Here is a 24,435-nt window from a genome sequence, read left to right as displayed (position 1 = left end):
AAGCGGGCTGACTGTGCCAAGCTCTCCCGCAGTTAAAACCCCTCAGGAGTCTCCCATGTCGCTGCGCAATCTTGCCCTGCTGTCCGTCTGTGTCCTGCTCGCCGCCTGCAGCAAGGTCAATCAGGATAATTACGCCAAGCTCAAGGCCGGCATGCCCAAGGCCGAAGTGGAAAGCCTGCTCGGCAGCCCCACCGAGTGCTCTGGCGCCATCGGTATCACCAGCTGCAACTGGGGCGATGAGAAGGTCTTTATCAGCGTGCAGTACGCTGGCGACAAGGTCATGATGTTTTCCGGCCAGGGTCTGAAGTGATCGCGCGCGCTTTGTCTCGCCTGCTGCTGCCGACCGTGCTGTTGGGCCTGGTCGGTTGTGCCGGCCCGGGTGCCAGCAGCGAGGCGCCGCAGACCGCTGGCGCGGTGGACCTGCAACGCTACCAGGGCACCTGGTACGAGCAGGCGCGCTTGCCGATGTTCTTTCAGCGCAACTGTGCGCAGTCCGAGGCGCATTACCAGCTGCAGTCCGATGGCGCGGTTGGCGTGCGCAACCGCTGCCGCACCCTCGACGGCGAGTGGATCGAAGCCAAGGGCCAAGCGACCCCGCAGGTGGCCGGGCAGACGGACAAGCTGTGGGTCAGCTTCGATAACTGGTTCAGCAACCTGTTCCCCGGCGTGGCCAAGGGCGATTACTGGGTGCTGTACCTGGATAGCGATTACCGCACCGCGCTGGTCGGCAATCCCAATCGCGAGTACCTCTGGCTGTTGACGCGCGACGCGCAGATTTCCCTGGAGACGCGCTCCGAAATGCTGCAGCAGGCCCAGGCACGCGGCTATGACACCAGCGAGCTGATCTGGCGTGTGGCAGACTCGGCGATCGATCAACCGTAGCTAGGGCTTGTTCCGTGGCGCCTGCAGGCGGACGGTCAGCCGGCTGTCCGTGGCGCCATGCACGAACAGGCAGTCCAGTGGCCTGGGCTTGCCATTGAGCAGGGCGGGGTTGTTCGAAAAACCCACCGGCTCCAGAGGTATGCCGCGCGGACTGAGGTCGAGGTGGCCATTGCCGTTGCTGTCCTGAAACAGCTGGATGGCGAAGCGTCCGGGTGGCAGGTTGCGCAGGCGCAAGACTGGCGCCTCGCCCTGGATCAGGCGCAGCGGCGGCTCCTGCCACGCAGGGCGGTCGGCGAAGACCAGTGCCAGGTGCACGGCGCCATTGGCCTGTTTGCCTTCGAGGCTGACCAGAATGTCACCGGCCCAGGCTGGCGAGCTGACGAACAGCAGGCCTAACAGGCCTTGATAGCCGGCCCGGGTTACGGTTTGAAGAATTCGCTGTGGCATAATTCGGCCATTTTGCAGGGAATTCGCTCGCGATGCGCCAGGTTTTGGTGGTCCATTTTTCGCAAACCGGCCAGCTCGATCGGCTGGTGCAGTCGGTATGTGCGCCTTTGCAGGCGTGCAGCGATATCCAGGTGGACTTCCTCGCCTTGCAGCCGGCGCAGCCCTTTCCCTTCCCCTGGCCGTTCCTCGGTTTCTTCCGCATCTTCCCGGAAACCGTGCTGCAGCGTCCGCAGCCACTGCTGCCGCTGGCGGTGGATGCCGGCAAGCGTTACGACCTGGTGATCCTTGCCTACCAGGTGTGGTTCCTCTCACCGTCGCTGCCGTTGACCAGCTTCCTCGCCTCGCCCGAGGCCGCGCGCCTGCTCCAGGGCAGCCCGGTGGTGACCCTGATCGGCTGCCGCAACATGTGGCTGATGGCCCAGGAGAAGGTCAAGGTGCGGCTCGCCGAACTGGGCGCGCGGCTGGTCGACAACATCGCCCTGACCGACGCCTGCGGCACCGCGGCAAGCTTCCTGGCTACCCCGCTGTGGCTGTTCACCGGTCGGCAGAAATCTTACAGCTGGGTGCCGCGTGCCGGCATAGATCCGGCCGAGATCGCCGCCGCCAGCCGTTTCGGCGCGGCCATGGCGCAGCGCCTGACGCATGACGGGCTGCCGATCGAGCAGCCGATGCTCAAGGGCCTGGGCGCGGTGAAGATCGACGAGAAGCTGATTGCCAGCGAGAAGGTCGGCAACCGCAGCTTCCAGCTGTGGAGCCGCCTGCTCGCCGCCCTCGGCCCGCAGCAAAGCCGCCGGCGTAGCGTGGGCTTGGTTGTCTATATCGTTTTCCTGTTGTGCCTGATCGTCACCGTGGTGCCGCTCAGTGCCCTGTTGAAGAAGTTGCTGGCGCCGTTGTTCAAGGCGCGCATCCAGCGTGAGAAGGCCTACTTTGCCGGCCCGTCCGGCGAGTGAAGTGACCCGAGGAATGCCCGTGGTACAACCCGTATTCATCAACCGCATCAGCGCCTGCCTGCCGCACGACCCGGTGGACAACGAGCAGATGGAAGCGCGCCTGGGCCTGGTCGGCGGCCAGCCGTCGCGGGCGCGCAAACTGGTGCTGCGGCGCAACGGCATCCAGCAGCGCCACTATGTGATCGACCCCGTCAGTGGCGAGCCGAGCCTGAGCAATGCCCAGCTCAGCGCCGCTGCCGTGCGCGGCCTGATAGGTGGCGGCTTCGAGTTGGCCGATCTGGATTGCCTGGTGGCCAGCAGCTCCTCGCCGGACCAGGTGATGCCCAACCATGCGGTGATGGTCCAGGGCGAACTGGGCAACCCGCCGTGCGAGGTGGTCTCCACCGCCGGCATCTGTCTGTGCGGCATGACCGCGCTGAAGTACGCCTGGCTCAGCGTGGCCAGCGGCGAGAGCCGCAACGCCGTGGCCTGCGGCTCGGAAGTCGCCTCCAGCCTGATGCACGCGCGCAACTTCAATGCCGAATACGAAAGCCGCGTCGACGAGCTGGAACACCACCCGGAGATCGCCTTCGAGAAGGACTTCCTGCGCTGGATGCTCTCCGACGGTGCCGGTGCAGTACTGCTGCAGGGCCAGCCGAATACCAGTGGGCCGAGCCTGCGAATCGACTGGATCGACATTCTTTCCTTCGCCGACCAGATGCCGCCGTGCATGTACGCCGGCGCCGAAATGCAGGATGGCCAGCTGACCGGCTGGAGCCGTTACGATGGCGAAGAGCGCAACCGCCGCTCGGTGATGGCGATCAAGCAGGACGTCAAACTGCTCAACGACAACATCGTCAAATACACCGTGGAAGAAACGCTCAAACGCATCATGGCGCGCCGCGAGCTGCGCGTGGCGGAGATCGACTACTTCCTGCCGCACTACAGCTCGGAGTTCTTCCGCGAACCGCTGGCCGTGGGCCTGGCCAATGCCGATCTGCCGATACCGCAGGAGCGCTGGTTCACCAACCTGACCAGCAAAGGCAACACCGGCGCGGCCTCGATCTTCATCATCCTCGAAGAACTGTTCAATGGCGGCAGCCTGCGCAGCGGTCAGCGCCTGCTCTGCTATGTCCCGGAAAGCGGGCGTTTCTCCAGCGCCTTTATGCATCTGACGGTGGTCTAAGAACCTGTTCACGATTTCCCGACTGTCGGCCATACCGCGTTAAAAATGTCCTCGGAATGCTCATTTACAACTCGTAAACTGCGCTTCCTCGGCGCTTTGACCAGCCGGAGGCTGTTACTGGCGTAGCGCCTTGTCTGGCTCTAATTCAGAAAATCGTGAAAAGGTTCTAAACGATGAAGCTCGACGAAGTGCCCCAGGACCACAGCTCCACCTACGGCGGCCACAGCAAGCTGGTCTACGCGGTGGACGCCAGCGGCCATTACCAGCGCGCGCAGAGCGATGGCTGGGAGCCGGAGGCCTATGCCACTCAGCTTGCCGTGGCCGAGCTGCAGGAGCAGGAAGCCGCCGCCGAAGCCGCCTGGCAACGCGGCGAGCTGTCGCCACTGAAATGCCTGATGTACCGCTACCGCCTGGACGAGCCGGCGCTGGCGCAGATCACCGGGCTGTGGCAATGGCGCATTCGCCGGCATTTTCGCCCGGCCATCTATCGAAACCTGAGCGCCGCCATCCTGGCTCGTTACGCCGATGCGTTCGGCTTGCCCGTCGCGCAATTGATCGCTTACCAGAAGGCCCCGGCATGACCCGCTTCGAACCGCATTTCCAGCACCGCCAGAGCGCCCACTGCGAGAGCGGGGTGATGGCCAGCCTGCTGAGCCATGCAGGCCTGCCGATGAGCGAGCCGATGGCCTTCGGTCTGGCCTCGGGCCTGGCCTTCGCCTACCTGCCGATCGTCAAGCTCAGCGGTATGCCGCTGATTGCCTACCGCATGCCGCCCAAGCACCTGATCAAGACCCTCAGCAAGCGTCTCGGCGCGCGCCTGCACAGCCGCACCTTCGGCAACCCCGAGCAGGGTCGCCGTGAGCTCGACGCGCTGCTCGACAGCGGGCGTCTGGCCGGCCTGCAAAGCTCGGTGTTCTGGCTGCCGTACTTCCCGCCGGAGATGCGTTTCCACTTCAACGCGCACAACCTGCTGGCCTACGGCCGGGATGGCGACGAGTACCTGATCAGCGACCCGGTATTCGAGGAGCCGGTGCGCTGTGCCAGCGCCGACCTGCAGAAGGCGCGCTTCGCCAAGGGCGCACTGGCCGCCAAGGGCCTGATGTACTGGCTCGACGAGGTGCCGCTGGAGCAGGACTGGGACCAGCTGATCCGCCAGAGCGTGCTGTCGACCACGCGCATCCTCGACGGCATGCCGCTGCCGTGGATCGGCATTCGTGGCATCCAGCACCTGGCCAAGCAGATCGAGCAGCTCGACCCGGCGCAGGCCAAGTACAACCGCCTGTACCTGACCCATATCGTGCGCATGCAGGAAGAGATCGGCACCGGCGGCGCCGGCTTCCGCTTCATGTACGCCAGCTTCCTGCAGGAGGCCGGCGAGCTGATCGGCGCTGCCCCGCTGCAGCAGGCCTCGGCCCAGCTCACCGCCATCGGCGACGACTGGCGCCAGTTCGCCTCGGCCTGCGTACGCGCCAGCCGCAACAAGGGCGAGGCGCCGGACTTCCGCCCGATCGCCGAGATGCTGCGCGGCATTGCCGGGCAGGAACGGGTATTGATGAAAGAGCTGGGTGCCTGGGCCAAGCGCAAGGGCTGATGGCTCCCCTCTCCCACTTGTGGGAGAGGGGCCGGGGGAGAGGGCTACCGTAGGGTGGATCGCGCTTTATCGATCCACCGAGCGGGGCTGGTGGTGGATGAAAAGAGCGTCATCCACCCTACGGATCTGGGTGCCTGGGCTAAGCGCAGGGGAGAGGGTCACCGTAGCCCGGATGCAATCCGGGGAGCGCGTTACGGTCTGACTCCATTCCAGGATTGCATCCGGGCTACCCTATGGATCGCGCTTTATCGATCCACCGGGCGTGGCGGGTGGTGGATGAAAGGAACGTCATCCACCCTACAGGTCGAGGCGCCGTACCTCGATGCCGGCGGTCAGCGCGGTGAAGTCCGCGGCTGGCGCGCCAGGCTCATCTCCCTCCAGCAATACCGCCTGCACACGAAAATCTTTGCTTTCCTCGACCAACAACAACAGCGCCTGGCCGATCAGCCCATCCTGCAAGTCCAGCCCGGCCAGCGTCTGTAGCTGTGGCCATACGCGCGGCCCGGCGCCGATAAACAGGTTTGGCCCTTCCAGGCCCAGCTGCTGGGCGACATGGAAGCCGGCGGCATTGCTCACGCTGTTGACGAATTCAAAGGGCTTGGGCTGCTTGTGCTGCACGCACACCGCATCCAGCAGCGCACCCATGGTCGGTCGCGCCGGATGGCGTGAGGCCAGGTACAGACCGCAGTCGCTGCGCACCTGTGCCTTGAGCGCGGCGGCGCCGAGCAGGGCCTGGAAGATCAGGCGGTCGATGCGCCGGGGCGGACTGTCCAGCCACTGGCTCAGCGCGGCCTTGAGCTGCTTGTCGCTGGTGGCGGCGCGGCCGTGGATTTCACTGGCGGCGATCACCTTCATGCTTGACCTCCGTTGGCGCAGCCTTGCAGCACCAGGCTGGCATTGTTGCCGCCGAAACCGAAGAAGTTGGCCAGCAGCAGGGCATCCGTCGCCACGTCGAAGGGCTTGCCCGGCAGGGGCAGCAGCGCCTGGCTGGCGTAGTCGAGGCCGGGCAGGGCGCCCTGTTGCAGGCGTTGGGCCAGCAGCAGGGTCTCGCTCAGGCCGCAGGCGCCGAGGGTGTGGCCGAGCCAGGGCTTGAGCACGCACAGCGCCGGCAGTTGTGCGCCGAACAGGCGGCGCATGCCGTTGCTCTCCGCGTGGTCGTTGGCGCCGGTGGCGGTGCCGTGCAGCTTGACCAGGGCGACCTCTGCGGCGCTGTGTCCGGCGCTGCGCAGGGCCTGCTGCATCACCGCGTCGATATGGCTGCCGTCTTCGCGGGTGGTGGTCAGGCTGCTGGTGTCGCAGGCGCTGTAGCCGCCGAGCAGGCGCGCCAGGGGGGCGGGGCCAGGCTCCAGGCCAAGCAGGCAGGCGGCATAGCATTCGCCAAGGACCAGGCCGTCGCGCTCGGGATGGAACGGCCGGTACTGACCGCTGGCGCTGGTCAGCTCCAGCGCGCCGAAGCCTTGCATGGCCAGGGCGCTGGGCGTCTCGAAGGCCAGCACCACCCCCCGTTGGTACGCGCCTGCGGCGAGCAGACGGGCGCCATACAGCAGGCCGTTGGCCGCGCTGGTGCAGGCGGTGTTGAGGGTGAAGGCCTCGGCAAAGCCGCGGCGCTGGCTCAGTCGTTCGGCCAGCAGGTCGAGCGGCGTCGAGTGCTCCGGGCGAAAGCCCTGCTCGGCGCTGGCGCGGCTTTCCAGCTCGGTGATATCCAGGCTGGTGCTGGCGATGATCAGCAGGCAGTCGTCCAGGTCCTGAGAATCGGCGCCGAGCAGTTCATCGAGCAGGCGCTCCAGGCGCTGGTCGAGGTCGTCCGCGCTGGCGCCGGCGTACAGGTAGGGGCGTGGCTGGTGCTGTTCATGCAAAAGAAACTGCCCGGCCTGAGGCAGCGAGCGCTGGCCGAGCGCGTGGGCGGCGCTGGCCAGGTCGGCGCCCAGGCAGCTGTGCAACACACCGCGTTGCAAGTAGACCGGAATCACTTTGTGTTGCTGCGAATGTAGGCGGCGATGCTGGCAATGCTGCCGAGAATCTTGCGACCGTCCTTGGCGCCTTCGATACGCACGCGGTAGTGCTGCTGCAGGGCCAGCGACACCTGCAGGGCGTCCAGGCTGTCCATCGCAATGCGGCTCTTGCTGCCGAACAGCGGCTCGTCGTCGGCGATGCTCTGCCAGTCGATATCGTCTTCCTTGTCGCACTCGCGAATCAGCAGTTGCTTGAGTTGTTGTTCTAGTAGTGTGTGGTCCATTGCGTTTGCTGCACTCGGTGGCGGAACAGGAGCAGCCCGGCCACGCCGCACGCCGCTGCAAACAGCAGCAGGCGCGCGCAGTAGGGGGCGATGTCGAGCGATGAGCCGTGGCCCACCAGCAGGGTGAGGAAGGCGTCCAGCGCCCAGCTCATCGGAGAAACTTCGGCCAGCTGGGCCATGGCCGCCGGCATCACGCTTTTCGGCACCATGATCCCGCCGATGGCGGCGAGCAGGATATTCAGCCCGCCGCCGAGCAGCAGCGCCTGCTCGCTGCTGCGCGCCAGGGCGGCCAGCAACAGGCCGAGGCTGCAGGTGGCCAGGGCCACGCTGACCGCCAGCAGGGCATAGGCGCCAGCGCTGCCGGGCAGGCTCAGGGCCTGCAGGCCGATGGCGGGCAGGCCATAGACGCCGAGCGCCAGGAGCAGGACGAACTGCAGCAGGTTGAGGGCGAAGTAGGGCAGCAGCTTGCTCAGGGCCAGGGTGCCGAGGCTCAACCCCAGGCAGCGGAAACGCAGCAGGGTGCCGCTCTGCTGTTCGCGCTGGAAGCCGCCAGCCATCGGCAGGGTAATAAAGAACATGCCGAAGATCAGCCAGGCCGGCACGCTCAGCTGGCTGGCATTGGCGCGGCCACTGAGGTCGCCGCTGGCCAGCTGCTCCTGCTCGTCGATCCGGCTCTGGGTGCGTTGCTGCACCTGCTGCAGGCGCTCGTCCAGGCTCAGCGCCGGGTCGAGCATGCCGCTGTCGGCGAGGAAGGCCTGCAAGCGGGTTTGTGCCAGGGCGATGCTTACCGCGCTGTGCAGGCGCTGGCGCGCCAGCTTGTCGAACTGCGCGGGGAAACTCAGGCTGGGGCCCTGGTGCGGGCTGTCCAGCAGGGTGGCGGCGAACGCGGCGCTCAGGCGCACATGGGCCAGGGGTTCGCTGCTCTTAGCCAGCAGCTCGCTGCCAGGCAACTGCGCCTGCAGGGCGGCCTGGAAGAACTGGCTGGAGTCGCTGGCGCTGGGGACATTGAGCACCAGACGCAGGGCTGGCGGGCGATCCTGCAGGTAGCTGGACATGGCGCCGGCCATCAGCAGCAGAAACAGCGCCGGCATGATGAACAGCACGGCCAGTGCATGGGGGTCGCGCAGCAGCAGGCGGATTTCCTTGCGCACCAGGGCTTGCAGCCTCATAGCCGGCCTCCGTTGAGGCGCAGGTAGAGCTGCTCCAGCGACGGCCGGCCGAAGCGCAGCAGACTGGGCAGCTGTTTTTGCTCGGCGATGAACTGGCTGATCTGCAGCAGTTGTTGGCCATCCAGGTGGGGAATGCGCAGGCCGCCGGGCAGCACCTCGACCGTCAGCTGCAGGCGCGCGAGCAGCTCCTGCAGGCCCACCGGCGCGGCGTCCGGCCATTCCAGCAGCAGGCCGTGGTCGTCGCCGAGCAGCTGGCGCTTGTCCAGATCCAGGCGCACCTGACCTTCGTGCAGCAGGAGGATGCGCTGGGCGACGCGCTCGACTTCTTCCAGGTAGTGACTGGTGTAGATCACCGTCTTGCCGGCGGCGCTCAGCTGTTCGATGGCGCCGAGCAGGGCCTGGCGGTTTGCCGCATCGACGCCCACCGTGGCCTCGTCGAACAGGTACAGGTCGGCCGGCTGTAGCAGGCCGATGGCGAAGTTCAGGCGGCGCTGCTCGCCGCCGGAGAGGCCTTCGGCGCGGCGTGACAGCTTGTCTTCTAGAGCGCAGGTGGCGATGCACTGGTCGAGGCGCTGGCGGCGCTCGTCGCCGCTCAGGCGATAGAGGTCGGCGAACAGTTCGAGGTTCTCGCGCACCTTGAGCCCGGCGTAGAAGGCCAGTTGCTGCGGCACCAGGCCCAGGCGCGGGGTGGCGCTCCAGCGCAGCTCGCCCTGTTGCAGCGGCAGCACGCCGCTGAGCAGCGACAGCAGGGTGGTCTTGCCGGCGCCGTTACTGCCGAGCAGGCCCAGGCACTGGCCGGCCTGCAGCTGCAGGTTGATGCCATGCAGCGCCGCCCGTTCGCTGCCCGGGTAGCGGAAACCTAGGTCGCGCAACTCAAGCACGGACCAGCACCAGCAGCAGTTTGCCGTCGAGCAGCAGGCGCTCCTCGCTATGGATGGTGAAGGCGTACAGCGCGCCAGCCGGGCTCAAGGCCTCCTGGCTGGCGGCGACCCGCAACGCGCCCTGGCGCTGGCTCGGCTGGTGGTGCAGCTGCAGCTGCGAGAGCTTGCCGACCAGGGCCATTTCGATGGCACTATCGGCGCCGTATAGGGCACCATGCGCCGCGCACAATTGTGCCGCCGCCTCGAACAGCAGGCAGGGCGAGGCATCGACGCCGAAGGCGGCGAGATGCTGCCAGGCGCTGAGCCCTTCGATACGCTGGGCGTCGTGCGACAGCAGGCCATCCAGCCAGAGGGCGGGGCCTTGATGGGGCAGGAGCCTGTGCAGTTGGGTGCGATCCATTGCGGGCGGTCGAAACAGGTGGTCGGGCAGTGTAACAGAGGGCCTGCAGCAGGCGCAGCGCCTGGGCTGTGGCCTGCGGGCAGATTGAAAAAAGGAGTGCAAGGATGATGTGGCAGCAGTGGTTGGCATTTGCCCTGGGCTCGGTAGCCCTGATCGGTATTTCCTGGCGCGTGCTGCGCCGTCCGCAGTCCCATGGTTTCTACCGCTTCTTCGCCTGGGAGGTGATGCTGGCGCTGCTGGTGCTGAATGCGCCGCTCTGGTTCGAGGATCGCTACGCCCTGCACCAGAAGGTCTCCTGGGTGTTGCTGTTCACTTCGTTGCTGGTGCTGGTGCTGGGCATCTTCCAGCTGCACCGCGATGGCCGGCCGAGCGAGCAGCGCGTCGACGACGAACTGTATGCCTTCGAGCGCACCTCGCAGCTGGTCACCGGCGGCATCTACCGCTTCATCCGCCACCCGCTGTTCTGCTCGTTGCTGCTGCTGACCTGGGGCATCGCCTGCAAGCGAGTCGAGGCTCTGAGCTTTGCTCTGGGCCTGCTCGCCAGCGTGCTGTTGTACCTGGCGGCGCGGCGTGACGAGGTGGAATGCCTGGCCTACTTCGGCGACGCATACCGCGCCTACATGGCGCGCAGCAAGATGTTCGTGCCCTACCTGTTCTAGTGGCAGGTTGCAGCCTGTAGGAGCGAGCTCTGCTCGCGAAGGGGTTGCGAAAGTGCTTCGCGAGCAGAGCTCGCTTCTACGTTATTTCCTGCATACGCATTATTCCCAGTCGAGCTTGGCCAGGCGCCATTCGCCGTCTTCCAGCCACCACTCCAGTTTGACGCTGTAATGCCGGGCGCTGTCCGGAATCAGGCCCTCGGCGCCACTCATGGCGATCTGCGCCTCGGTGTAGCCCTTGCTGCTGTAGGTCGGGTCGATGTTGCTGCTCTTGCTCAGGGCCAGCACCTTGACCTGCTTGTGGCGCAGGAACAGCAGAGCCATGGTGCGCCCCGCCCATTCGCTGTCGTACTGCTGCTGGGCGCTGAACTGCGGGTGCAGCTGTTCCATGACCGTACTGGCTTTCTTGGCCTCCAGATTATCTTGCAGCTGCTGCACGGCCGCTTCCAGCGCCGCCTGCGGGTCGCTCTTGGTGCAGCCGCCGAGCAGGGTGAGCAAGACGAGGAAAGGCACAGCAAATAGCTTGGTAGGCATGCTCAACTCCGTTTTCATGGTTATGATGGCCGCCACCACAGATGTTCGGCACCTGATCAAAAGGGACCTTAAAGTCTGCGCGGGATGGCTGGCACATACGCCGCTACCGGGCAGTCTCTTTCGCACAGATTCGGGAGTGCAGCATGCAGACTTTGTATCCGGAGATTAAACCCTTTGCCCGCCACGAGTTGGCGGTGCAGGAACCGCACGTCCTCTATGTGGACGAAAGCGGCACTCCGGATGGGCTGACGGTGGTGTTCATCCATGGCGGCCCGGGTGCCGGCTGCGATGGCGCCAGTCGCCGCTACTTCGACCCCAACCTGTATCGCATCGTCACCTTCGACCAGCGCGGCTGCGGCCGCTCCACCCCGCACGCCAGCCTGGAAAACAACACCACCCAGGAGCTGGTGGCCGATATGGAGCGCATCCGCGAGCACCTCGGCATCGACAAGTGGGTGCTGTTCGGTGGTTCCTGGGGTTCGACCCTGGCGCTGGCCTATGCCCAGGCGCACCCCGAGCGAGTGCACGGGCTGATCCTGCGCGGCATCTTCCTGTGCCGCCCGCAGGACTTCCACTGGTTCTACCAGGAAGGCGCCAGTCGCCTGTTCCCGGACTTCTGGGAAGACTACCTGGCGCCGATTCCGGCCGATGAGCGGGGCGACCTGATGCAGGCGTTCTACAAGCGCCTCACTGGCCCCGACCAGATCGCCCAGATGCACGCGGCCAAGGCCTGGTCGACCTGGGAAGGGCGCACCGCCACCCTGCGCCCCAATCCGCAGGTGGTCGATCGTTTCAGCGAGCCGCACCGCGCCCTGTCGATCGCCCGCATCGAGTGCCACTATTTCGTCAACAATGCCTTCCTCGCCCCCGACCAGCTGCTGCGCGACATGCCGAAGATCGCCCATCTGCCGGGGGTGATCGTGCATGGTCGCTACGACCTGATCTGCCCGTTGGACAACGCCTGGGCGCTGCACCAGGCCTGGCCCAACAGCGAGCTGCAGATCATCCGCGATGCCGGTCACGCCGCCGCCGAAGTCGGCATCACCGACGCCCTGGTGCGCGCCGCCGACCAATTGGCGCGGCGCCTGCTCGACCTGCCCCTCGAAGAAGCATGAAGGCACTGATCCAGCGCGTGCGCGGCGCACGCGTCGAAGTGGCCGGCGAAATCGTCGGTGCCATCGACCAGGGCCTGCTCGCGCTGGTCGGCGTCGAGCCGCAAGACAACCTGGCCAGTGTCGCCAAACTGCTGCACAAGCTGCTCAATTACCGGGTGTTCAGCGATGCCGACGGCAAGATGAACCTGTCGCTCAAGGACGTCGGCGGCGGCCTGCTGCTGGTCTCGCAGTTCACCCTGGCGGCCGATACCAAAAGCGGCTTGCGCCCGAGCTTCTCCAGCGCCGCAGCCCCGGCGCTGGGCGCCGAACTGTTCGAGCAGCTGGTCGAGCTGGCCCGCCAGCAGCACCCACAGGTGGCCACCGGGCGTTTTGGTGCGGACATGCAGGTGCACCTGGTCAACGACGGGCCGGTGACCTTTCTGCTGGAAAGCTGAGTAATGCCGTAGCCCGGATGCAATCCGGGGACGGAGTTGCCTGATCCCGGATTGCATCCGGGCTACGCACTGGGTCTACGCACGCAGCTCCAGCTGATTCTCCGCCAGCCAGTCCAGCGCCAGCTCGCGCAGGCGTTCGGCCTCGAAGGCCTGCCAGGCGGATTGCACGTCGGGGAACTGCTTGAGGGCGTTGTGGAAGCTGCGCAGCGGCTTGCGACTGTCCAGGGCGGCTTGCAGGGCGGTGTAGGCAGCCAGCTGCTCGACTTCCGGGAGGAATTCGGCCATCAGTGCGAGCATCGCCCCGGGCGTCAGGCTGTCCACCGCCAGCAGGCGCTCGGGCTCTTCTTCCAGCAGCTGTTCGATTTGCGGGTCTTCGCCGGCGGGCGGGATGTCGAGGATCTTGCCGCTCAGCAGGTCGAGGCGAAAGTCGCTGTCGGCGCTGATGAAGGCGGCGGCCAGGCGGTCGAGGTCGATGGTCAGTGGGCGCATGACGGTCTCCGCAGTGGCTGGAGGTGTAGTCAGACTATGCCGAAATCGATGATCAGAACAACCGCGCCAGCAGCGCCGGCACTGCCGTTTCCACGCGCAGGATGCGTTCGCCCAGTTGCACTGGCGTAAGGCCCGCCTCGCGCAGCTTGTCGACCTCGTAGGAAATCCAGCCGCCTTCCGGGCCGATGGCCAGGGTCACCGCCTGCTCGACGGCCCGTGGGCAGGCGGGAAAGTCGCCGGGATGGCCGACCAGGCCGAGGCTGCCGGCGGTGATGCCTGGCAGCTGGTCTTCGACGAAGGGCTTGAAGCGTTTCTCGATGATCACTTCGGGCAGCACGGTGTCGCGTGCCTGCTCCAGACCGAGGATCAGTTGCTCGCGCAGCGCTTCCTCTTCTAGGAAGGGCGTCTGCCAGAAGCTCTTTTCCACCCGGTAGCTGTTGAGCAGGATCAGTCGCGGCACGCCCATGGCGCTCACCGTCTGCAGCACGCGCTTGAGCATCTTCGGCCGCGGCAGGGCCAGCAGCAGGGTCAGCGGCAGTTTGGCCGGCGGCGGCTGGTCCAGGCTGACCTGCAGCTCGGCGTGTTGCTCACTCAGTTGCAGCAGGGTGCCGCTGCCCATCAGGCCACCGAGGCGGCCGACCCGCAGGCTGTCGCCGACGGCAGCGCGGTGAACTTCCTGCAGGTGCTTGAGGCGCCGCCCGGCGAGGACGACGCGATCCGCCGCAACGAAGTCGGCGTCTTCCAGGAGCAGCAGGTTCACGGCAGCGTGGCGGGCGGCTGGTCGCCGGCGTCGTCGTCCGGTTCATGCTCGCTGCGCTTGCGCACCAGGCCGCCAAACAGCAGGCCTACCTCGAACAGCATCCACATCGGCACGGCCAGCAGGGTCTGCGAGAAGATGTCCGGCGGGGTGAGGATCATGCCGACCACGAAGCAGCCGACGATCACGTAGGGACGGCTCTTCTTCAGGGTGGCGATGTCGACCACGCCGACCCAGATCACCAGAAAGGTCGCCACCGGTATCTCGAACGCGACACCGAAGGCGAAGAACAGGGTGAGGACGAAGTCCAGGTACTCGTTGATGTCGGTCATCATCGCCACCCCTTCCGGGGTTACGCTGGCGAAGAAGTGGAAGATCAGCGGGAAGACCAGAAAGTAGGCGAAGGCCATGCCGCCGTAGAACAGCAGGATGCTGGAGACCAGCAAGGGCATGGCGATGCGCTTCTCGTGCTTGTACAGCCCCGGCGCGATAAAGCCCCAAACCTGATGCAGGATGATCGGGATGGCGAGGAACAACGCGCACCAGGCGGTCAGCTTGAACGGCGTGAGGAACGGCGAGGCGACGCCGGTGGCGATCATCGTCGCGCCTTCCGGCAGGTAGGCGCGCAGCGGCGCCGAGACGATGGTGTAGATGTCCTGGGCGAAGTAGAACAGCCCGGCGAAGACGATGAAGATCGCAATCACGCAGCGCAGCAGGCGCGAGCGCAGCTCGGTCAGGTGCGCCACCAGGGGCATCTCGGCATCCGGTTCGGCTTTGGATTCACTCATGGCAGGCGCGAAGGCTCCGAAGGCTGGACGGGGGCGCTGCTGACGGGACTCGGCGCGGGCTCTGTACCGGCGGTTGCGGGCGGCTCGGCGGGCGCAGCGTCAGCCGGAGCAATGGCCGGCGGCAGAATCGACTGCTTGAGCTCGCGCTCCATCTGCAGGATCTGTTCGTTATGCAGCTGGCGGCGGATCTCGTCGGCGCCGATCTCGCGCTCCACTTCGGCCTTGATCGCGCTGAAGCTACGCTTCAGCCGGCCGACCCACAGGCCGGCCGTGCGCGCGGCACCGGGCAAGCGCTCGGGACCGAAGACGATCAGCGCGACCAGGCCGACCAGCAGCAGTTCGGAAAAGCCGATATCGAACATGGCCGGGGGTCAGTCCTTGCGCGCAGGCTCTTCGACCCGCTGGGCCTGGGCGTCGATGGTCTGCGGCTTGTGCAGCTGCTCGCCGGCCGCGGGGGCGGCTTGTTGCTGCGGCTCGGCGGGCTTGTCGCCTTCTTCGGTGTTCATCGCCTTGCGGAAGCCCTTGATGGTCTCGCCCAGGTCGGAGCCGAGGTTTTTCAGGCGCTTGGTGCCAAACACCAGTACCACCACGATCAGAATGACGACCCAGTGTTTCCAGTCGAAAATGCCCATGTACTCAGTCCTCGCAAATGATCAGTCGGATGTGGGACGCGCCGCTTTTTCGACGTGCCCGGACAGGCCGAAACGCCGGTCCAGCTCGTCCAGCACGGCCTGCGGGTGCTGGCCGAGGGCGGCGAGCATGATCAGGCTGTGGAACCAGAGGTCCGCAGTTTCGTAGATCAGGTCGCTGCAATCGCCGTTGATGGCTGCGTCCTTGGCCGCAAGAATGGTTTCGATCGACTCTTCGCCGACCTTCTCCAGAATCTTGTTGAGGCCCTTGTGATACAGGCTGGCAACGTAGGAGCTGTCCGGCGCCGCGCCTTTGCGCGCCTCCAGCACCTCGGCCAGGCGGGTGAGGGTGTCACTCATGCTTGTGTTCCGTATGGTAGATGGCGTGCGGGTCTTTCAGTACCGGATCGACGGTGTGCCACGCGCCCTCTTGCCACACCCGATAGAAGCAACTTTCGCGCCCGGTATGGCAGGCGATGCCGCCGAGCTGTTCGACCAGCAGGATGATCACGTCGGCATCGCAGTCCAGGCGCAGTTCGTGGAGCTTCTGCACATGGCCGGATTCCTCGCCCTTGCGCCACAGCTTGCCACGCGAACGTGACCAGTAGATGGCACGCTGCTCCGCGGCGGTGAGGGCCAGGGCCTCGCGGTTCATCCAGGCCATCATCAGCACGCGCCCGGTCTTGTGATCCTGGGCGATGGCCGGCACCAGGCCGTCTTCGTTCCAGGTGATTTCGTCGAGCCAGTCAGTCATCGCTATTCCGCCCGTCCGGGCTTGTCTCATGCTGCGCTGGGCGCAGCCGGTAAATGCTGGGCGCTGTTGGTGCAGGTGCTGCACACAAATGGCGCTCGGCTAGTGTGCCAGCCGTAGCCGGCACTGGCTATCGACGCAGGATCAGCAGCAGACCGGCGCTCAGGCTGAGCCAGGCGGCCCAGCTGGCAACGGCCAGGCTCAGGCCCTGGCTGACGCCGCCGGCGATCAGCGCTGCGCCGATCAGGCGCAGTGGCCAGGCGTGCGTTGGTGCGGCCGCCACAGGGGCGGCGGCAGGCTGCTGGTTGAGGCGCTCCAGGGTGTCGCGGGCCATTTGCGACAGGTGCGGCACCTGCTCGGCCTGCTGCTGCAGGTTGCGCAGCAGGTGCAGCGGGCTGATGCGCTCACGCATCCAGCGTTCGAGGAACGGCTGCGCGGTGCTCCACAGGTCCAGGTCCGGGTACAGCTGGCGGCCCAGGCCTTCGATGTTGAGCAGGGTCTTCTGCAGCAGCACCAGCTGCGGCTGAACTTCCATGTTGAAGCGGCGTGCGGTCTGGAACAGGCGCAGCAGCAGCTGACCGAAGGAGATGTCCTTCAGCGGCTTCTCGAAGATCGGCTCGCAGACGGTGCGGATCGCCGCCTCGAAATCGTTGACCTTGGTTTCCGCCGGCACCCAGCCGGAGTCGATGTGCAGCTGCGCCACGCGGCGGTAGTCGCGCTTGAAGAAGGCGATCAGGTTGCGCGCCAGATAGTCCTGGTCCTCGGGGGTGAGGCTGCCGACGATGCCGCAGTCGATCGCAATGTACTGCGGGCTCCACGGCGTGCGGGTGCTGACGAAGATGTTGCCGGGGTGCATGTCGGCATGGAAGAAGCTGTCGCGGAACACCTGGGTGAAGAAAATTTCCACGCCGCGCTCGGCCAGCAGTTTCATGTTGGTGCGCTGGTCGGCCAGGGTGGCCATGTCGGTCACCGGCACGCCGTAGATGCGTTCCATCACCAGCACTTTCGGCCGGCACCAGTCCCAGTACACCTGCGGTACGTAGAGCAGGTCGGAACCCTCGAAGTTGCGCCGCAGCTGGCTGGCGTTGGCCGCCTCGCGCAGCAGGTCGAGTTCGTCGTAGATGGTCTTCTCGTAGTCGCTGACCACTTCCACCGGGCGCAGGCGACGGGCATCGGCCGAAGCTTTCTCGGCCAGGCGCGCGGCGAGGTACAGCCAGGCCAGGTCCGAGCGGATGATCGGCTTGAGCCCCGGGCGGATCACCTTGACCACCACTTCCTCGCCGCTCTTCAGCTGTGCGGCATGCACCTGGGCCACCGAGGCCGAGGCCAGCGGTTCGACCTCGAAGCGGGCGAACACTTCAGTGACGCTGGCACCGAGCTGCTCTTCGATGCGTGCCACCGACTCGGCGGCGGGGAAGGGCGGCACCTGGTCCTGCAGCTTGGCCAGTTCGTCGGCCATGTCCGGCGGCAGCAGGTCGCGACGGGTGGAGAGCAGTTGCCCGAACTTGATGAAGATCGGCCCGAGGTCTTCCAGGGCCAGGCGCAGGGCTTCGCCACGGCTCAGCTGGGACGGGCGGCGCGGCAGCCAGCGCCAGGGCAGGGCGAAGCGCAGCATGCGCATCCAGGTGGGCAACGGCAGGTGCAGCAGCTGGTCGTCGAGGCGGTAGCGAATCACCACGCGCAGGATGCGCAGCAGGCGGCGGGCGGCAAGCAGCTTCATTCGGAGGGTTTTACCTTGCGGGCGAGGTGCTCGATACGCGCGTCGAGGCGGTCGAGGGCGAGCTTGAGGTGGTCGAGTTCGGCGAAGCGCGCGTCGGCCTCGCGCTGGCCGACCAGGTGGCGCGATTCTTCGCTGAGGTAGTCGGCGAGGTTGTGGCGCAGGCTGTCCAGGCTGTTGCCGGCCCAGTTCGCCCGGCTACGCAGGTGGCCACTGAGCAACTGGCTGCCGACCGGACCGAGCCAGCGCGACAGCTCGTATTCCCAGTCCAGCTCGAGGTCCTGGAGGATCTGGGTCAGCTCCAGCAGGGCGGCGCTATCGCCGTCCAGTTCGACTTCCGGGCGGTGCAGGACGCTGGTCTTGTCCTTGGCCAGGGCCAGGCGCAGCAGGCTGGCCGCCGGCGCGCGCAGGGTGCAGTCGGCGCCACTCCACTGGCTGGCCAGCTGCAGGCCCTCGCCGCTGGGCAGGAGGAACAGTTGCAGTGCCGGGCTCTGGCAGTCGATGGCGATGACCTTGCCGTCCAGCCGGGCCAGGCGCGGCAGCGCGGTGCTGTCCATCGCCAGCACGCGGTTGAGGCCGTGTTCGACGCCGGCCAGTAGCCCACTCAGCAACATCAGGGCTTGATGCCGCGGTGCAGGGCGACGATGCCGCCGGTCATGTTGTGGTAGGTGACGCGCTCGAAACCGGCCTCGACCATCATCGCCTTGAGGGTGTCCTGGTCCGGGTGCATGCGGATCGATTCGGCCAGGTAGCGGTAGCTTTCCGAGTCGTTGGTGATCAGCTTGCCGGCCAGCGGCATGAAGGCGAACGAGTAGGCGTCGTAGGCCTTGGCCAGCAGTGGGCTGGCGGGCTTGGAGAACTCCAGCACCAGCAGGCGACCGCCCGGCTTGAGCACACGCAGCATCGAGCGCAGGGCGTCTTCCTTGTGGGTGACGTTGCGCAGGCCGAAGGCGATGGTGACCACGTCGAAGTGGTTGTCCGGGAACGGCAGTTTCTCTGCGTCAGCCTGGACGAACACCACGTTGCCGGCCACGCCCTTGTCGAGCAGGCGATCACGGCCGACTTTCAGCATCGACTCGTTGATGTCGGCCAGCACCACTTCGCCGGTCGGGCCGACCAGGCTGGAAAATTTGCGCGCCAGGTCGCCAGTGCCGCCGGCGATATCCAGCACGCGATTGCCCACGCGTACGCCGGATAGTTCGATGGTGAAGCGCTTCCACAGGCGGTGCATGCCGCCGGACAGCACGTCGTTCATCAGGTCGTATTTGGCCGCTACCGAGTGGAACACCTCGGCGACCTTCTCAGCCTTCTGGCTTTCCGGAACGTCCTGAAAGCCGAAGTGGGTGGTCGGTTCGCTGTCGTGGGCCTTGCGCGGGTCGTTCATGTCGCGGTCACCGGAATCAAAGTGGCGGCCATTCTAAACCCGTGGCCGGCCTTTGTCTTGGCGCCAGGCGGCGCGGTATAGTCGTGCGACACCAGGTCGCTGTCGGAGTTGTGCATGGCCCGTATTACCGTCGAACGTTCCCATTCCCTTGGCCGCGAAGCCGCTCGCGAGAAAGCCGAGATGCTCGCCGAGCGCCTGGCACGCGAATACGACGTGAAATACCGCTGGGCCGGCGACACCCTGGAGTTCAAGCGCAGCGGCGCCGACGGCACCATCGAAGTGAGTGCCGATCAGGTGCGCGTCAAACTCAACCTTGGCCTGCTGCTGTCGGCTCTGGGCGGCACCATCAAGCGCGAAATCGAAGACACCCTGGACAAGCATCTGCAGGCTTGAAAGCCGGGGTGGACAATCTATTTCGCGACCTAGTATGTGATTTCTAATTTTTCTCCCTACCTTGAGCTCAAGTCCTGCGAAAGGACCAACTTTCCATCACATTGAGCGTGAGGTGCCCCATGGCCACTAAAGCCGTCGTTAAGAAGAAAGCCGAAGTCGAAAGCAAAGCTACCGTCCTGACCGATGTGAAGGCCTACGCCCACAAGGTCTGGCTGGCCGGTCTGGGTGCCTATGTCAAGGCAGGCCAGGAAGGCGCTGACTACTTCAAAGAGCTGGTCAAGGCCGGCGAAGGCGTTGAGAAGCAAGGCAAGAAGCTGGTGAACGAGCAGGTCGAAGCTGCCAACAGCCAGATCACTACCCAGCTGGAAAGCGTCAAGACCAGCGTTTTCGGTGTTAAAGAGAAAGTTGAAGTGCAGCTCGATAAGGTCGAAAAAGCTTTCGACAATCGTGTTGCCAGCGCGCTGAACCGTATGGGCATTCCCTCCAAGCAAGACGTTGAGGCACTCTCTGCTAAGCTGGACGAGTTGAATGCATTGCTTGAACGTGTCGCGCGTACCCAATAAGGAGAGCAGGATGGCTGTTAAAAAACCTACCGCTGCAAAACCCGCAGCTAAGAAGCCAGTGGCGAAGAAGGAAACCAGTTCCTGGATCGGCGAGATCGAGAAGTACTCGCGGCAGATCTGGCTGGCCGGCCTCGGCGCCTATTCCAAAGTCAGCAAGGACGGCACCAAGCTGTTCGACGGCCTGGTCAAGGATGGCGAGAAAGCCGAGAAGCAAGCCAAGACTGAAGTCGACAAGCAGCTGGGCGCGGTGAAAACCACCGTTGACTCCACTGTTGGTTCGGCCAAGTCGAAAGTCGACGAAGTCAAAGACAAGGCCCTGGGCAAGTGGAACGAACTGGAAGAGGCTTTTGACAAGCGTCTGAACAGTGCGATCTCCCGCCTCGGTGTGCCGAGCCGCAACGAAGTGAAGGCGCTGCAGGCCAAGGTTGACACCCTGACCAAGCAGATCGAGAAGCTCACCGGTGTATCGGTGAAGTCGGTCGCCAAGCCAGCTGCCAAAGCTGCTGCCAAGCCTGCAGCTAAACCGGCCGCCAAGCCGGTTGCCAAAGCTGCCGCCAAGCCTGCGGCTAAACCGGCTGCCAAGCCGGTCGCCAAAGCTGCTGCTAAGCCTGTTGCGAAACCGGCTGCCAAGCCGGCTGCACCGAAAGCCGTAGCCAAGCCGGTCGCAGCTAAGCCGGCCGCTCCGGCCGCTGCACCCGCAGCCGCTCCGGCTCCGGTAGCTGCTCCGGTAGCACCTGCTACCCCGTCCTGAGTTTCCGCTCAGTACCACAAACGCCCGGCCTAGTGCCGGGCGTTTGCGTTTCAGAACCTGTTTACGACCTTCTGAATTAGAGCCAGACAAGGCAAAAACGGCCGAGGAAGCGCAGTTTACGAGCTGTAAATGAGCATTCCGAGGCCGTTTTTAACGCGGTATGGCCGCGAGTCAGGAGATCGTAAACAGGTTCTCAGGCCTGCAGGTAGCGCTGGGCAATGTGTTCGGCGGCGTGGCGTGAACCTGGGGTGAGGTGTGGGGCGACCAGCATCATGATCTGGTAGACCACCAGGCGCACTTCACCATCGGCACCGACGATGCGCTGGTAGTCGAGGGAGAACAGCAGGGTCAGGGTGATCTGTTCGACCAGTTGGCCGAGTGACTGGGTTTCGCTGAGCAGTTGGCCCTCGGCCTTGAGGCGGGCCAGCAGGGTGGCCAGGGTGCGCTTGAGCTGGTTGAGCCAGTGGCGAATGCCACGGGCCAACTTGGGCAGGCGTCCGGCCAGGTTGGACAGGTCCTGGAAGAGGAAGCGGTACTGCGCCAGGCGCTCCACGATCAGGTGCAGGAACAGCCAGTAGTCCTCGGCACCCAGTTCGACATCCAGCGGCGGATCCAGCAGCGGCGCCATATCGTTCTGGAAGCGCTCGAACAGCTCCAGAATCACCGGCTCCTTGCCATGGAAGTGGTAATACAGATTGCCTGGGCTGATGCCCATTTCATTGGCGATTTCGAGGGTGGAGACGTTGGGCTCGCCCTCCTGGTTGAACAGGATCAGGGCGCATTCGAGGATGCGGTCGCGAGTCTTCATTCCATGAGCATTTTATGGCCGCGGGGCTTTGACGATAACCGGCCGAGCGCTGCTCGGCCAGTCGTTTTCACTGAGCTTCAGCGTATATGCACATAGGTGCCGGGCGCGGCTTCCATGGCGGGGTATTTGCTGTTGCCGATGGCGACCTGCGTCTCGTGCCGCTCCCCCGAGCGCTGTTGAATCCACTCCAGCCACGCGGGCCACCAGCTGCCTTCAAGCTTCTTCGCGTCGTAGTACCAGGCGCGGTGGTCGGAGCTGAGCTTGCCGTTTTCCATGAAGGTGGCTTTGGGGTTGCCCGGCGGGTTGAGGATGCTCTGGATATGCCCGCTGTTGGACAGTACGAAGCGACGGTTGCCGCCCAGCAGCAAGGCCGAGCGATACACCGACTCCCAAGGCGTGATGTGGTCGTTGATGCCGGCCACACTGAAGCTGTCCAGGTTGACCTTGCTCATGTCGATGGGGCTGCCGCAGATTTCCATGGCGCCGCTGCGGGTCAGCGGGTTGTGCTTGAACAGCTCGAGCAGGTCGCCATGCAGGGCCGCCGGTAGGCGGGTGTTGTCGTTGTTCCAGAACAGGATGTCGAACGCCGGCGGCTCTTTGCCGAGCAGGTAGTTATTGACCCAGTAGTTCCAGATCAGGTCGTTGGGGCGCATCCAGGCAAACACCCGGGCCATGTCGCGACCATCCAGCACGCCGCTCTGGTAGGAGCGGCGCTTGGCCGACTCCAGGGTCTGTTCGTCGGCAAACAGCATCGCTGGGCTGTCGACCTGGCTGTCCAGCAGGCTGACTAGGTAAGTGGCGCAGCCGATCTTGCGCAGCTGCTTCTTGGCCTGCAGGTGGCCTTGCAGGGCCGCGATGGTGAGGCCGCCGGCACAGGCGCCGATCAGGTTGACTTCTTTGCTGCCGGTAATCGCGCGGCAGACTTCGCTGGCTTCTTCGAGGGCCTGCACGTAGCTCGACAGACCCCACTCGCGATGGCGCGCGTCCGGGTTGCGCCAGCTGATGGCGAAGGTTTGCAGGTCATTCTTCAGGCAGTACTGAATAAAGCTCTTTTCCGGACTGAGATCGAAAATGTAGTACTTGTTGATCTGCGGCGGGACGACCAGCAGCGGTGTGGCGAACTGCTTTTCACTCATCGGCTTGTAGTGGATCAGCTCCAGCATTTCACTGCGGAACACCACGGCGCCGGTTGTGGTGGCCAGGTTGCGCCCGACCTCGAAGGCCTGCTTGCTGACTTGGCTGGGTAGCCCGCTGTTGTGCAGCAGGTCGTCGAGCATATGCCGCGCACCGCGCAGCACGCTGCTGCCGCCGGTATTGAACAGCTCCTTGATCGCCTGCGGATTGAGCAGGCTATTGGAGGGGGCGATGGCGTCATTGAGCAGCGAGAACAGGAAGTGCGCGCGGGTCCGATCATCCGGCGACAGGTCGCTTTCGTCGATCCACGCCTTGAGCTGCTTCTGCCAGGTCAGATAGGCCTGCAGGCTGCGGCTGTAGAACGGGTTGAGCTGCCAGGTCGGATCGCTGAAGCGAGCATCCTGCGGGTTGGGTTTGTGCAGCGTGTCGCCCAGCATCACGCGGCCGAGTTGCTTGCCGAACGCAAAGGCGTGGCGGGCGCTGTGCACGGGTTGGCGCAAGCCCTGGAAAGCCAGGGTGCGCAGGGTGGAGAACAGATCACGGCCGCGCAGGCCAACCATGGCACTCTGCGCGTTCATGAAGTTTGCGGGTACCGGCAGGGATCCCGGTGCAGTCTTTTCACGCATGAGGCAGGCTCCGTCGTCAAACTGTCACGCAAATGACAGCAAGGCTTGTACCAAGGCGCGCCGGAAGGCATTCCAGACTGCCGCGCGAAAATCCATTTAGTCCGGCGGGGCCCTGTATGGGGGCAAGCCTGCCGGGGCAGCACTACAGTTGTGCGATCAGTGACCGCGAATAGGCATGGGTTGTGGGTGCATCACGGCACGGCGCCGTTCCTCCTCGAGGAACTTCATGATAATCGGCGCCACGGCCTCGGCACGGGTCACCAGGAACAGGTGCCCATCGTCGATGATGTGGAACTCGGAGTTGGGGATGCGCCACGCCAGCAGGCGCATGTTGACCAGTGGAATCAGCGGGTCATCATCGCCCGCCAGTACCAGCGTAGGCTGCTTGATTCGATGTAGCCAATGGATGCTGGTCCAGCCGAGGCCAGCAAACAGCTGCCAGTAGTAACCCATCTTGCCGCCCGAGCGGACCTTGCTGGCGTGCGCCAGGGCCAGTTTGGGGTCGCGGCGGAAGGCGCCACCGTAGATGTCCGGGGCGATATGCACGCCATATGACGGCTGGATATAACGACGCGGGCTGGCCATGCGCCAGAGCACCTTGGGCTTGCCCGGCACCATGATGGCGCCAGCGGAGGTGGCGGCGAGCACCAGTTTCTTGCAGCGCTCGGGGTAGTCGTGGGCAAACTGCTGAGCCAGTGCCCCGCCCCAGGACACGCCGATGGCATTGACCTGGCCGTAGTCCAGGTAGTCGAGCATGCGTGCGGCCAGCTTGGCCAGGCCGGGGAAGCGATAGGGCGTATTCGGTGTCGACGAGCCGCCGACGCCGGGGACATCGAAGGCGATGACTTCCAGTTCCGGGTCGAGGGCCTGGACGAAAGGCATGACCAACTCGAGGTTGGCACCAATGCCGTTGAAGATCAGCAGAGGTGTGAGCTTGCTGTTGCCGGGACGGACCGCCGTGCGGATGGTCTGGCCATCCAGTTCGATGGTACGGAATGCGAAAGGTTGCGGCATGCGCTGAGCCCTATGGTTTGATCCGTGGCGAGCCGACATCCAAAGCGGCTCTCCAGTGACCCACCGGGAGGGTGGGCAGGCACTGCTCCGGCCATACGGCTCCGGAGCGGTGAGCGGCACTTCCAAGTGCCGCGGGCAGTACTGCGCAAGGTGCAGCGGTGCAAATGGTGC

General features: G+C 65.0%; 32 protein-coding genes and 1 pseudogene. 12 read left to right on the top strand and 21 right to left on the bottom strand.

Annotation, left to right across the window (positions count from 1 at the left end):
- Positions 1-55 precede the first annotated feature (55 nt).
- Positions 56-310 carry an outer membrane protein assembly factor BamE domain-containing protein gene (gene bamE / locus HNE05_RS18315; RefSeq protein ID WP_173210012.1) on the top strand — a complete coding sequence of 85 codons (255 nt, stop codon included), beginning with the start codon at positions 56-58 and terminating at the stop codon, positions 308-310.
- A complete protein-coding gene (locus HNE05_RS18310; RefSeq protein ID WP_420826979.1) occupies positions 307-882 on the top strand; it encodes a lipocalin family protein in 576 nt (191 codons plus the stop codon). The genes bamE and HNE05_RS18310 overlap by 4 nt, the downstream gene beginning before the upstream one ends.
- On the opposite strand, the gene HNE05_RS18305 is transcribed toward HNE05_RS18310, so the two are convergent.
- The gene (locus HNE05_RS18305; RefSeq protein WP_173210010.1) at positions 883-1,329 is read right to left on the bottom strand and encodes a DUF2141 domain-containing protein; all 447 of its coding nucleotides are present in this window, start codon (positions 1,327-1,329) and stop codon (positions 883-885) included.
- 32 nt (positions 1,330-1,361) lie between these two features.
- Between HNE05_RS18305 and HNE05_RS18300 the strand changes: the two genes are divergently transcribed.
- The 4 genes from HNE05_RS18300 (at position 1,362) to darH (ending at position 5,035) form a co-directional block, all read left to right on the top strand.
- On the top strand, positions 1,362-2,279 hold the full coding sequence (locus HNE05_RS18300; protein ID WP_173210008.1) for a dialkylrecorsinol condensing enzyme: 918 nt from the start codon (positions 1,362-1,364) through the stop codon (positions 2,277-2,279).
- A gap of 19 nt (positions 2,280-2,298) precedes the next feature.
- Positions 2,299-3,444 (top strand): beta-ketoacyl-ACP synthase III, encoded by a 1,146-nt coding sequence (locus HNE05_RS18295; RefSeq protein WP_173210006.1) that lies wholly within the window; start codon positions 2,299-2,301, stop codon positions 3,442-3,444.
- Positions 3,445-3,617: 173 nt separating this feature from the next.
- Positions 3,618-4,025, top strand: coding sequence for a DarG family dialkylresorcinol biosynthesis protein (locus tag HNE05_RS18290; protein ID WP_173210004.1), 408 nt, complete (start codon positions 3,618-3,620; stop codon positions 4,023-4,025).
- On the top strand, positions 4,022-5,035 hold the full coding sequence (gene darH, locus HNE05_RS18285) for a BtrH-related acyltransferase DarH (protein WP_173210002.1): 1,014 nt from the start codon (positions 4,022-4,024) through the stop codon (positions 5,033-5,035). Before HNE05_RS18290 ends, darH begins: the two co-directional genes overlap by 4 nt.
- A gap of 297 nt (positions 5,036-5,332) precedes the next feature.
- Here darH and HNE05_RS18280 read toward each other — a convergent pair whose 3' ends face one another.
- From HNE05_RS18280 to HNE05_RS18255, 6 genes are read right to left on the bottom strand one after another with little or no spacing between them, the layout of a single operon-like run.
- Entirely contained in the window at positions 5,333-5,890 is a 558-nt protein-coding gene (locus HNE05_RS18280) for a hypothetical protein (RefSeq protein WP_173210000.1), read from the bottom strand.
- Entirely contained in the window at positions 5,887-7,005 is a 1,119-nt protein-coding gene (locus HNE05_RS18275) for a beta-ketoacyl synthase N-terminal-like domain-containing protein (RefSeq protein WP_173209998.1), read from the bottom strand. The genes HNE05_RS18280 and HNE05_RS18275 overlap by 4 nt, the downstream gene beginning before the upstream one ends.
- Positions 7,002-7,271 (bottom strand): acyl carrier protein, encoded by a 270-nt coding sequence (locus HNE05_RS18270; protein WP_173209996.1) that lies wholly within the window; start codon positions 7,269-7,271, stop codon positions 7,002-7,004. Before HNE05_RS18270 ends, HNE05_RS18275 begins: the two co-directional genes overlap by 4 nt.
- On the bottom strand, positions 7,253-8,440 hold the full coding sequence (locus tag HNE05_RS18265) for an ABC transporter permease (RefSeq protein WP_173209994.1): 1,188 nt from the start codon (positions 8,438-8,440) through the stop codon (positions 7,253-7,255). The genes HNE05_RS18270 and HNE05_RS18265 overlap by 19 nt, the downstream gene beginning before the upstream one ends.
- Entirely contained in the window at positions 8,437-9,321 is an 885-nt protein-coding gene (locus HNE05_RS18260) for an ABC transporter ATP-binding protein (protein WP_173209992.1), read from the bottom strand. Before HNE05_RS18260 ends, HNE05_RS18265 begins: the two co-directional genes overlap by 4 nt.
- Positions 9,314-9,721, bottom strand: coding sequence for a hotdog family protein (locus HNE05_RS18255; protein ID WP_173209990.1), 408 nt, complete (start codon positions 9,719-9,721; stop codon positions 9,314-9,316). The genes HNE05_RS18260 and HNE05_RS18255 overlap by 8 nt, the downstream gene beginning before the upstream one ends.
- Before the next feature lie 104 nt (positions 9,722-9,825).
- On the opposite strand from HNE05_RS18255, the gene HNE05_RS18250 reads away from it, so the two are divergent.
- Entirely contained in the window at positions 9,826-10,380 is a 555-nt protein-coding gene (locus HNE05_RS18250) for a methyltransferase family protein (RefSeq protein ID WP_173209988.1), read from the top strand.
- Positions 10,381-10,479: 99 nt separating this feature from the next.
- Here the strand turns inward: HNE05_RS18250 and HNE05_RS18245 are convergent, their stop codons facing one another.
- Positions 10,480-10,911: a hypothetical protein gene (locus HNE05_RS18245; protein WP_173209986.1), complete on the bottom strand. Its 432-nt coding sequence runs from the start codon at positions 10,909-10,911 to the stop codon at positions 10,480-10,482.
- A 143-nt stretch (positions 10,912-11,054) separates the two neighbouring features.
- Here HNE05_RS18245 and pip point away from each other — a divergent pair, with 143 nt between their 5' ends.
- The gene (pip, locus tag HNE05_RS18240; RefSeq protein WP_173209984.1) at positions 11,055-12,026 is read left to right on the top strand and encodes a prolyl aminopeptidase; all 972 of its coding nucleotides are present in this window, start codon (positions 11,055-11,057) and stop codon (positions 12,024-12,026) included.
- Positions 12,023-12,460: a D-aminoacyl-tRNA deacylase gene (gene dtd / locus HNE05_RS18235; RefSeq protein WP_173209982.1), complete on the top strand. Its 438-nt coding sequence runs from the start codon at positions 12,023-12,025 to the stop codon at positions 12,458-12,460. Before pip ends, dtd begins: the two co-directional genes overlap by 4 nt.
- Before the next feature lie 75 nt (positions 12,461-12,535).
- Here dtd and HNE05_RS18230 read toward each other — a convergent pair whose 3' ends face one another.
- From HNE05_RS18230 to ubiE, 10 genes are all read right to left on the bottom strand, one after another.
- Complete coding sequence (locus HNE05_RS18230; RefSeq protein WP_173209980.1) at positions 12,536-12,949, bottom strand: UPF0158 family protein; 414 nt, start codon at positions 12,947-12,949, stop codon at positions 12,536-12,538.
- Between the two features lie 52 nt (positions 12,950-13,001).
- Positions 13,002-13,709, bottom strand: a complete 708-nt coding sequence (locus tag HNE05_RS18225) for a 16S rRNA (uracil(1498)-N(3))-methyltransferase (protein WP_173209978.1) — start codon at positions 13,707-13,709, stop codon at positions 13,002-13,004.
- Positions 13,706-14,494, bottom strand: a complete 789-nt coding sequence (tatC, locus tag HNE05_RS18220) for a twin-arginine translocase subunit TatC (RefSeq protein ID WP_173209976.1) — start codon at positions 14,492-14,494, stop codon at positions 13,706-13,708. The genes HNE05_RS18225 and tatC overlap by 4 nt, the downstream gene beginning before the upstream one ends.
- Complete coding sequence (tatB, locus tag HNE05_RS18215; RefSeq protein ID WP_173209974.1) at positions 14,491-14,856, bottom strand: Sec-independent protein translocase protein TatB; 366 nt, start codon at positions 14,854-14,856, stop codon at positions 14,491-14,493. The genes tatC and tatB overlap by 4 nt, the downstream gene beginning before the upstream one ends.
- A 9-nt stretch (positions 14,857-14,865) precedes the next feature.
- Positions 14,866-15,126, bottom strand: coding sequence for a twin-arginine translocase TatA/TatE family subunit (locus HNE05_RS18210; protein ID WP_173209972.1), 261 nt, complete (start codon positions 15,124-15,126; stop codon positions 14,866-14,868).
- Between the two features lie 21 nt (positions 15,127-15,147).
- Positions 15,148-15,483, bottom strand: coding sequence for a phosphoribosyl-ATP diphosphatase (locus HNE05_RS18205; RefSeq protein ID WP_173209970.1), 336 nt, complete (start codon positions 15,481-15,483; stop codon positions 15,148-15,150).
- Complete coding sequence (hisI, locus tag HNE05_RS18200) at positions 15,476-15,877, bottom strand: phosphoribosyl-AMP cyclohydrolase (RefSeq protein WP_173209968.1); 402 nt, start codon at positions 15,875-15,877, stop codon at positions 15,476-15,478. The genes HNE05_RS18205 and hisI overlap by 8 nt, the downstream gene beginning before the upstream one ends.
- 127 nt (positions 15,878-16,004) lie before the next feature.
- Entirely contained in the window at positions 16,005-17,594 is a 1,590-nt protein-coding gene (gene ubiB / locus HNE05_RS18195; RefSeq protein ID WP_173209966.1) for a ubiquinone biosynthesis regulatory protein kinase UbiB, read from the bottom strand.
- The gene (locus tag HNE05_RS18190; protein WP_173209964.1) at positions 17,591-18,205 is read right to left on the bottom strand and encodes a ubiquinone biosynthesis accessory factor UbiJ; all 615 of its coding nucleotides are present in this window, start codon (positions 18,203-18,205) and stop codon (positions 17,591-17,593) included. The genes ubiB and HNE05_RS18190 overlap by 4 nt, the downstream gene beginning before the upstream one ends.
- Positions 18,205-18,975 carry a bifunctional demethylmenaquinone methyltransferase/2-methoxy-6-polyprenyl-1,4-benzoquinol methylase UbiE gene (gene ubiE, locus HNE05_RS18185; RefSeq protein WP_173209962.1) on the bottom strand — a complete coding sequence of 257 codons (771 nt, stop codon included), beginning with the start codon at positions 18,973-18,975 and terminating at the stop codon, positions 18,205-18,207. Before ubiE ends, HNE05_RS18190 begins: the two co-directional genes overlap by 1 nt.
- Before the next feature lie 114 nt (positions 18,976-19,089).
- On the opposite strand from ubiE, the gene HNE05_RS18180 reads away from it, so the two are divergent.
- The 3 genes and pseudogenes from HNE05_RS18180 to HNE05_RS18170 form a co-directional block, all read left to right on the top strand.
- Positions 19,090-19,368, top strand: coding sequence for a polyhydroxyalkanoic acid system family protein (locus tag HNE05_RS18180; RefSeq protein ID WP_160078213.1), 279 nt, complete (start codon positions 19,090-19,092; stop codon positions 19,366-19,368).
- Positions 19,369-19,487: 119 nt separating this feature from the next.
- On the top strand, positions 19,488-19,931 hold the full coding sequence (locus HNE05_RS18175; RefSeq protein ID WP_173209960.1) for a phasin family protein: 444 nt from the start codon (positions 19,488-19,490) through the stop codon (positions 19,929-19,931).
- A 10-nt stretch (positions 19,932-19,941) separates the two neighbouring features.
- Positions 19,942-20,679: pseudogene (locus tag HNE05_RS18170) on the top strand (phasin family protein); the annotation flags it as partial.
- A gap of 196 nt (positions 20,680-20,875) precedes the next feature.
- Here the strand turns inward: HNE05_RS18170 and HNE05_RS18165 are convergent.
- The 3 genes from HNE05_RS18165 to phaZ all read right to left on the bottom strand — a co-directional run bounded on the left by HNE05_RS18165 (position 20,876) and on the right by phaZ (position 24,264).
- The gene (locus tag HNE05_RS18165) at positions 20,876-21,490 is read right to left on the bottom strand and encodes a TetR/AcrR family transcriptional regulator (RefSeq protein ID WP_173209956.1); all 615 of its coding nucleotides are present in this window, start codon (positions 21,488-21,490) and stop codon (positions 20,876-20,878) included.
- Between the two features lie 77 nt (positions 21,491-21,567).
- Positions 21,568-23,250, bottom strand: a complete 1,683-nt coding sequence (gene phaC / locus HNE05_RS18160) for a class II poly(R)-hydroxyalkanoic acid synthase (protein WP_173209954.1) — start codon at positions 23,248-23,250, stop codon at positions 21,568-21,570.
- A gap of 156 nt (positions 23,251-23,406) precedes the next feature.
- Complete coding sequence (gene phaZ, locus HNE05_RS18155) at positions 23,407-24,264, bottom strand: poly(3-hydroxyalkanoate) depolymerase (RefSeq protein WP_173209952.1); 858 nt, start codon at positions 24,262-24,264, stop codon at positions 23,407-23,409.
- Positions 24,265-24,435 lie beyond the last annotated feature (171 nt).

It is taken from the genome of Pseudomonas campi (genome assembly GCF_013200955.2).
GTDB classification, from domain to species: Bacteria; Pseudomonadota; Gammaproteobacteria; order Pseudomonadales; family Pseudomonadaceae; genus Aquipseudomonas; species Aquipseudomonas campi.
This window is presented reverse-complemented; position numbering and strand designations above follow the sequence as displayed.

Excerpts from the sequence above, each read along its gene's own strand:
- bamE (WP_173210012.1), top strand. The coding sequence starts at position 56 with ATGTCGCTGCGCAATCTTGCCCTGCTGTCCGTCTGTGTCCTGCTCGCC.
- HNE05_RS18305 (WP_173210010.1), bottom strand. The coding sequence starts at position 1,329 with ATGCCACAGCGAATTCTTCAAACCGTAACCCGGGCCGGCTATCAAGGC.
- HNE05_RS18300 (WP_173210008.1), top strand. The coding sequence starts at position 1,362 with ATGCGCCAGGTTTTGGTGGTCCATTTTTCGCAAACCGGCCAGCTCGAT.
- HNE05_RS18290 (WP_173210004.1), top strand. The coding sequence starts at position 3,618 with ATGAAGCTCGACGAAGTGCCCCAGGACCACAGCTCCACCTACGGCGGC.
- darH (WP_173210002.1), top strand. The coding sequence starts at position 4,022 with ATGACCCGCTTCGAACCGCATTTCCAGCACCGCCAGAGCGCCCACTGC.
- HNE05_RS18280 (WP_173210000.1), bottom strand. The coding sequence starts at position 5,890 with ATGAAGGTGATCGCCGCCAGTGAAATCCACGGCCGCGCCGCCACCAGC.
- HNE05_RS18270 (WP_173209996.1), bottom strand. The coding sequence starts at position 7,271 with ATGGACCACACACTACTAGAACAACAACTCAAGCAACTGCTGATTCGC.
- HNE05_RS18265 (WP_173209994.1), bottom strand. The coding sequence starts at position 8,440 with ATGAGGCTGCAAGCCCTGGTGCGCAAGGAAATCCGCCTGCTGCTGCGC.
- HNE05_RS18255 (WP_173209990.1), bottom strand. The coding sequence starts at position 9,721 with ATGGATCGCACCCAACTGCACAGGCTCCTGCCCCATCAAGGCCCCGCC.
- HNE05_RS18250 (WP_173209988.1), top strand. The coding sequence starts at position 9,826 with ATGATGTGGCAGCAGTGGTTGGCATTTGCCCTGGGCTCGGTAGCCCTG.
- HNE05_RS18245 (WP_173209986.1), bottom strand. The coding sequence starts at position 10,911 with ATGCCTACCAAGCTATTTGCTGTGCCTTTCCTCGTCTTGCTCACCCTG.
- pip (WP_173209984.1), top strand. The coding sequence starts at position 11,055 with ATGCAGACTTTGTATCCGGAGATTAAACCCTTTGCCCGCCACGAGTTG.
- dtd (WP_173209982.1), top strand. The coding sequence starts at position 12,023 with ATGAAGGCACTGATCCAGCGCGTGCGCGGCGCACGCGTCGAAGTGGCC.
- HNE05_RS18230 (WP_173209980.1), bottom strand. The coding sequence starts at position 12,949 with ATGCGCCCACTGACCATCGACCTCGACCGCCTGGCCGCCGCCTTCATC.
- tatC (WP_173209976.1), bottom strand. The coding sequence starts at position 14,494 with ATGAGTGAATCCAAAGCCGAACCGGATGCCGAGATGCCCCTGGTGGCG.
- tatB (WP_173209974.1), bottom strand. The coding sequence starts at position 14,856 with ATGTTCGATATCGGCTTTTCCGAACTGCTGCTGGTCGGCCTGGTCGCG.
- HNE05_RS18210 (WP_173209972.1), bottom strand. The coding sequence starts at position 15,126 with ATGGGCATTTTCGACTGGAAACACTGGGTCGTCATTCTGATCGTGGTG.
- HNE05_RS18205 (WP_173209970.1), bottom strand. The coding sequence starts at position 15,483 with ATGAGTGACACCCTCACCCGCCTGGCCGAGGTGCTGGAGGCGCGCAAA.
- hisI (WP_173209968.1), bottom strand. The coding sequence starts at position 15,877 with ATGACTGACTGGCTCGACGAAATCACCTGGAACGAAGACGGCCTGGTG.
- ubiB (WP_173209966.1), bottom strand. The coding sequence starts at position 17,594 with ATGAAGCTGCTTGCCGCCCGCCGCCTGCTGCGCATCCTGCGCGTGGTG.
- HNE05_RS18190 (WP_173209964.1), bottom strand. The coding sequence starts at position 18,205 with ATGTTGCTGAGTGGGCTACTGGCCGGCGTCGAACACGGCCTCAACCGC.
- ubiE (WP_173209962.1), bottom strand. The coding sequence starts at position 18,975 with ATGAACGACCCGCGCAAGGCCCACGACAGCGAACCGACCACCCACTTC.
- HNE05_RS18180 (WP_160078213.1), top strand. The coding sequence starts at position 19,090 with ATGGCCCGTATTACCGTCGAACGTTCCCATTCCCTTGGCCGCGAAGCC.
- HNE05_RS18175 (WP_173209960.1), top strand. The coding sequence starts at position 19,488 with ATGGCCACTAAAGCCGTCGTTAAGAAGAAAGCCGAAGTCGAAAGCAAA.
- HNE05_RS18165 (WP_173209956.1), bottom strand. The coding sequence starts at position 21,490 with ATGAAGACTCGCGACCGCATCCTCGAATGCGCCCTGATCCTGTTCAAC.
- phaC (WP_173209954.1), bottom strand. The coding sequence starts at position 23,250 with ATGCGTGAAAAGACTGCACCGGGATCCCTGCCGGTACCCGCAAACTTC.
- phaZ (WP_173209952.1), bottom strand. The coding sequence starts at position 24,264 with ATGCCGCAACCTTTCGCATTCCGTACCATCGAACTGGATGGCCAGACC.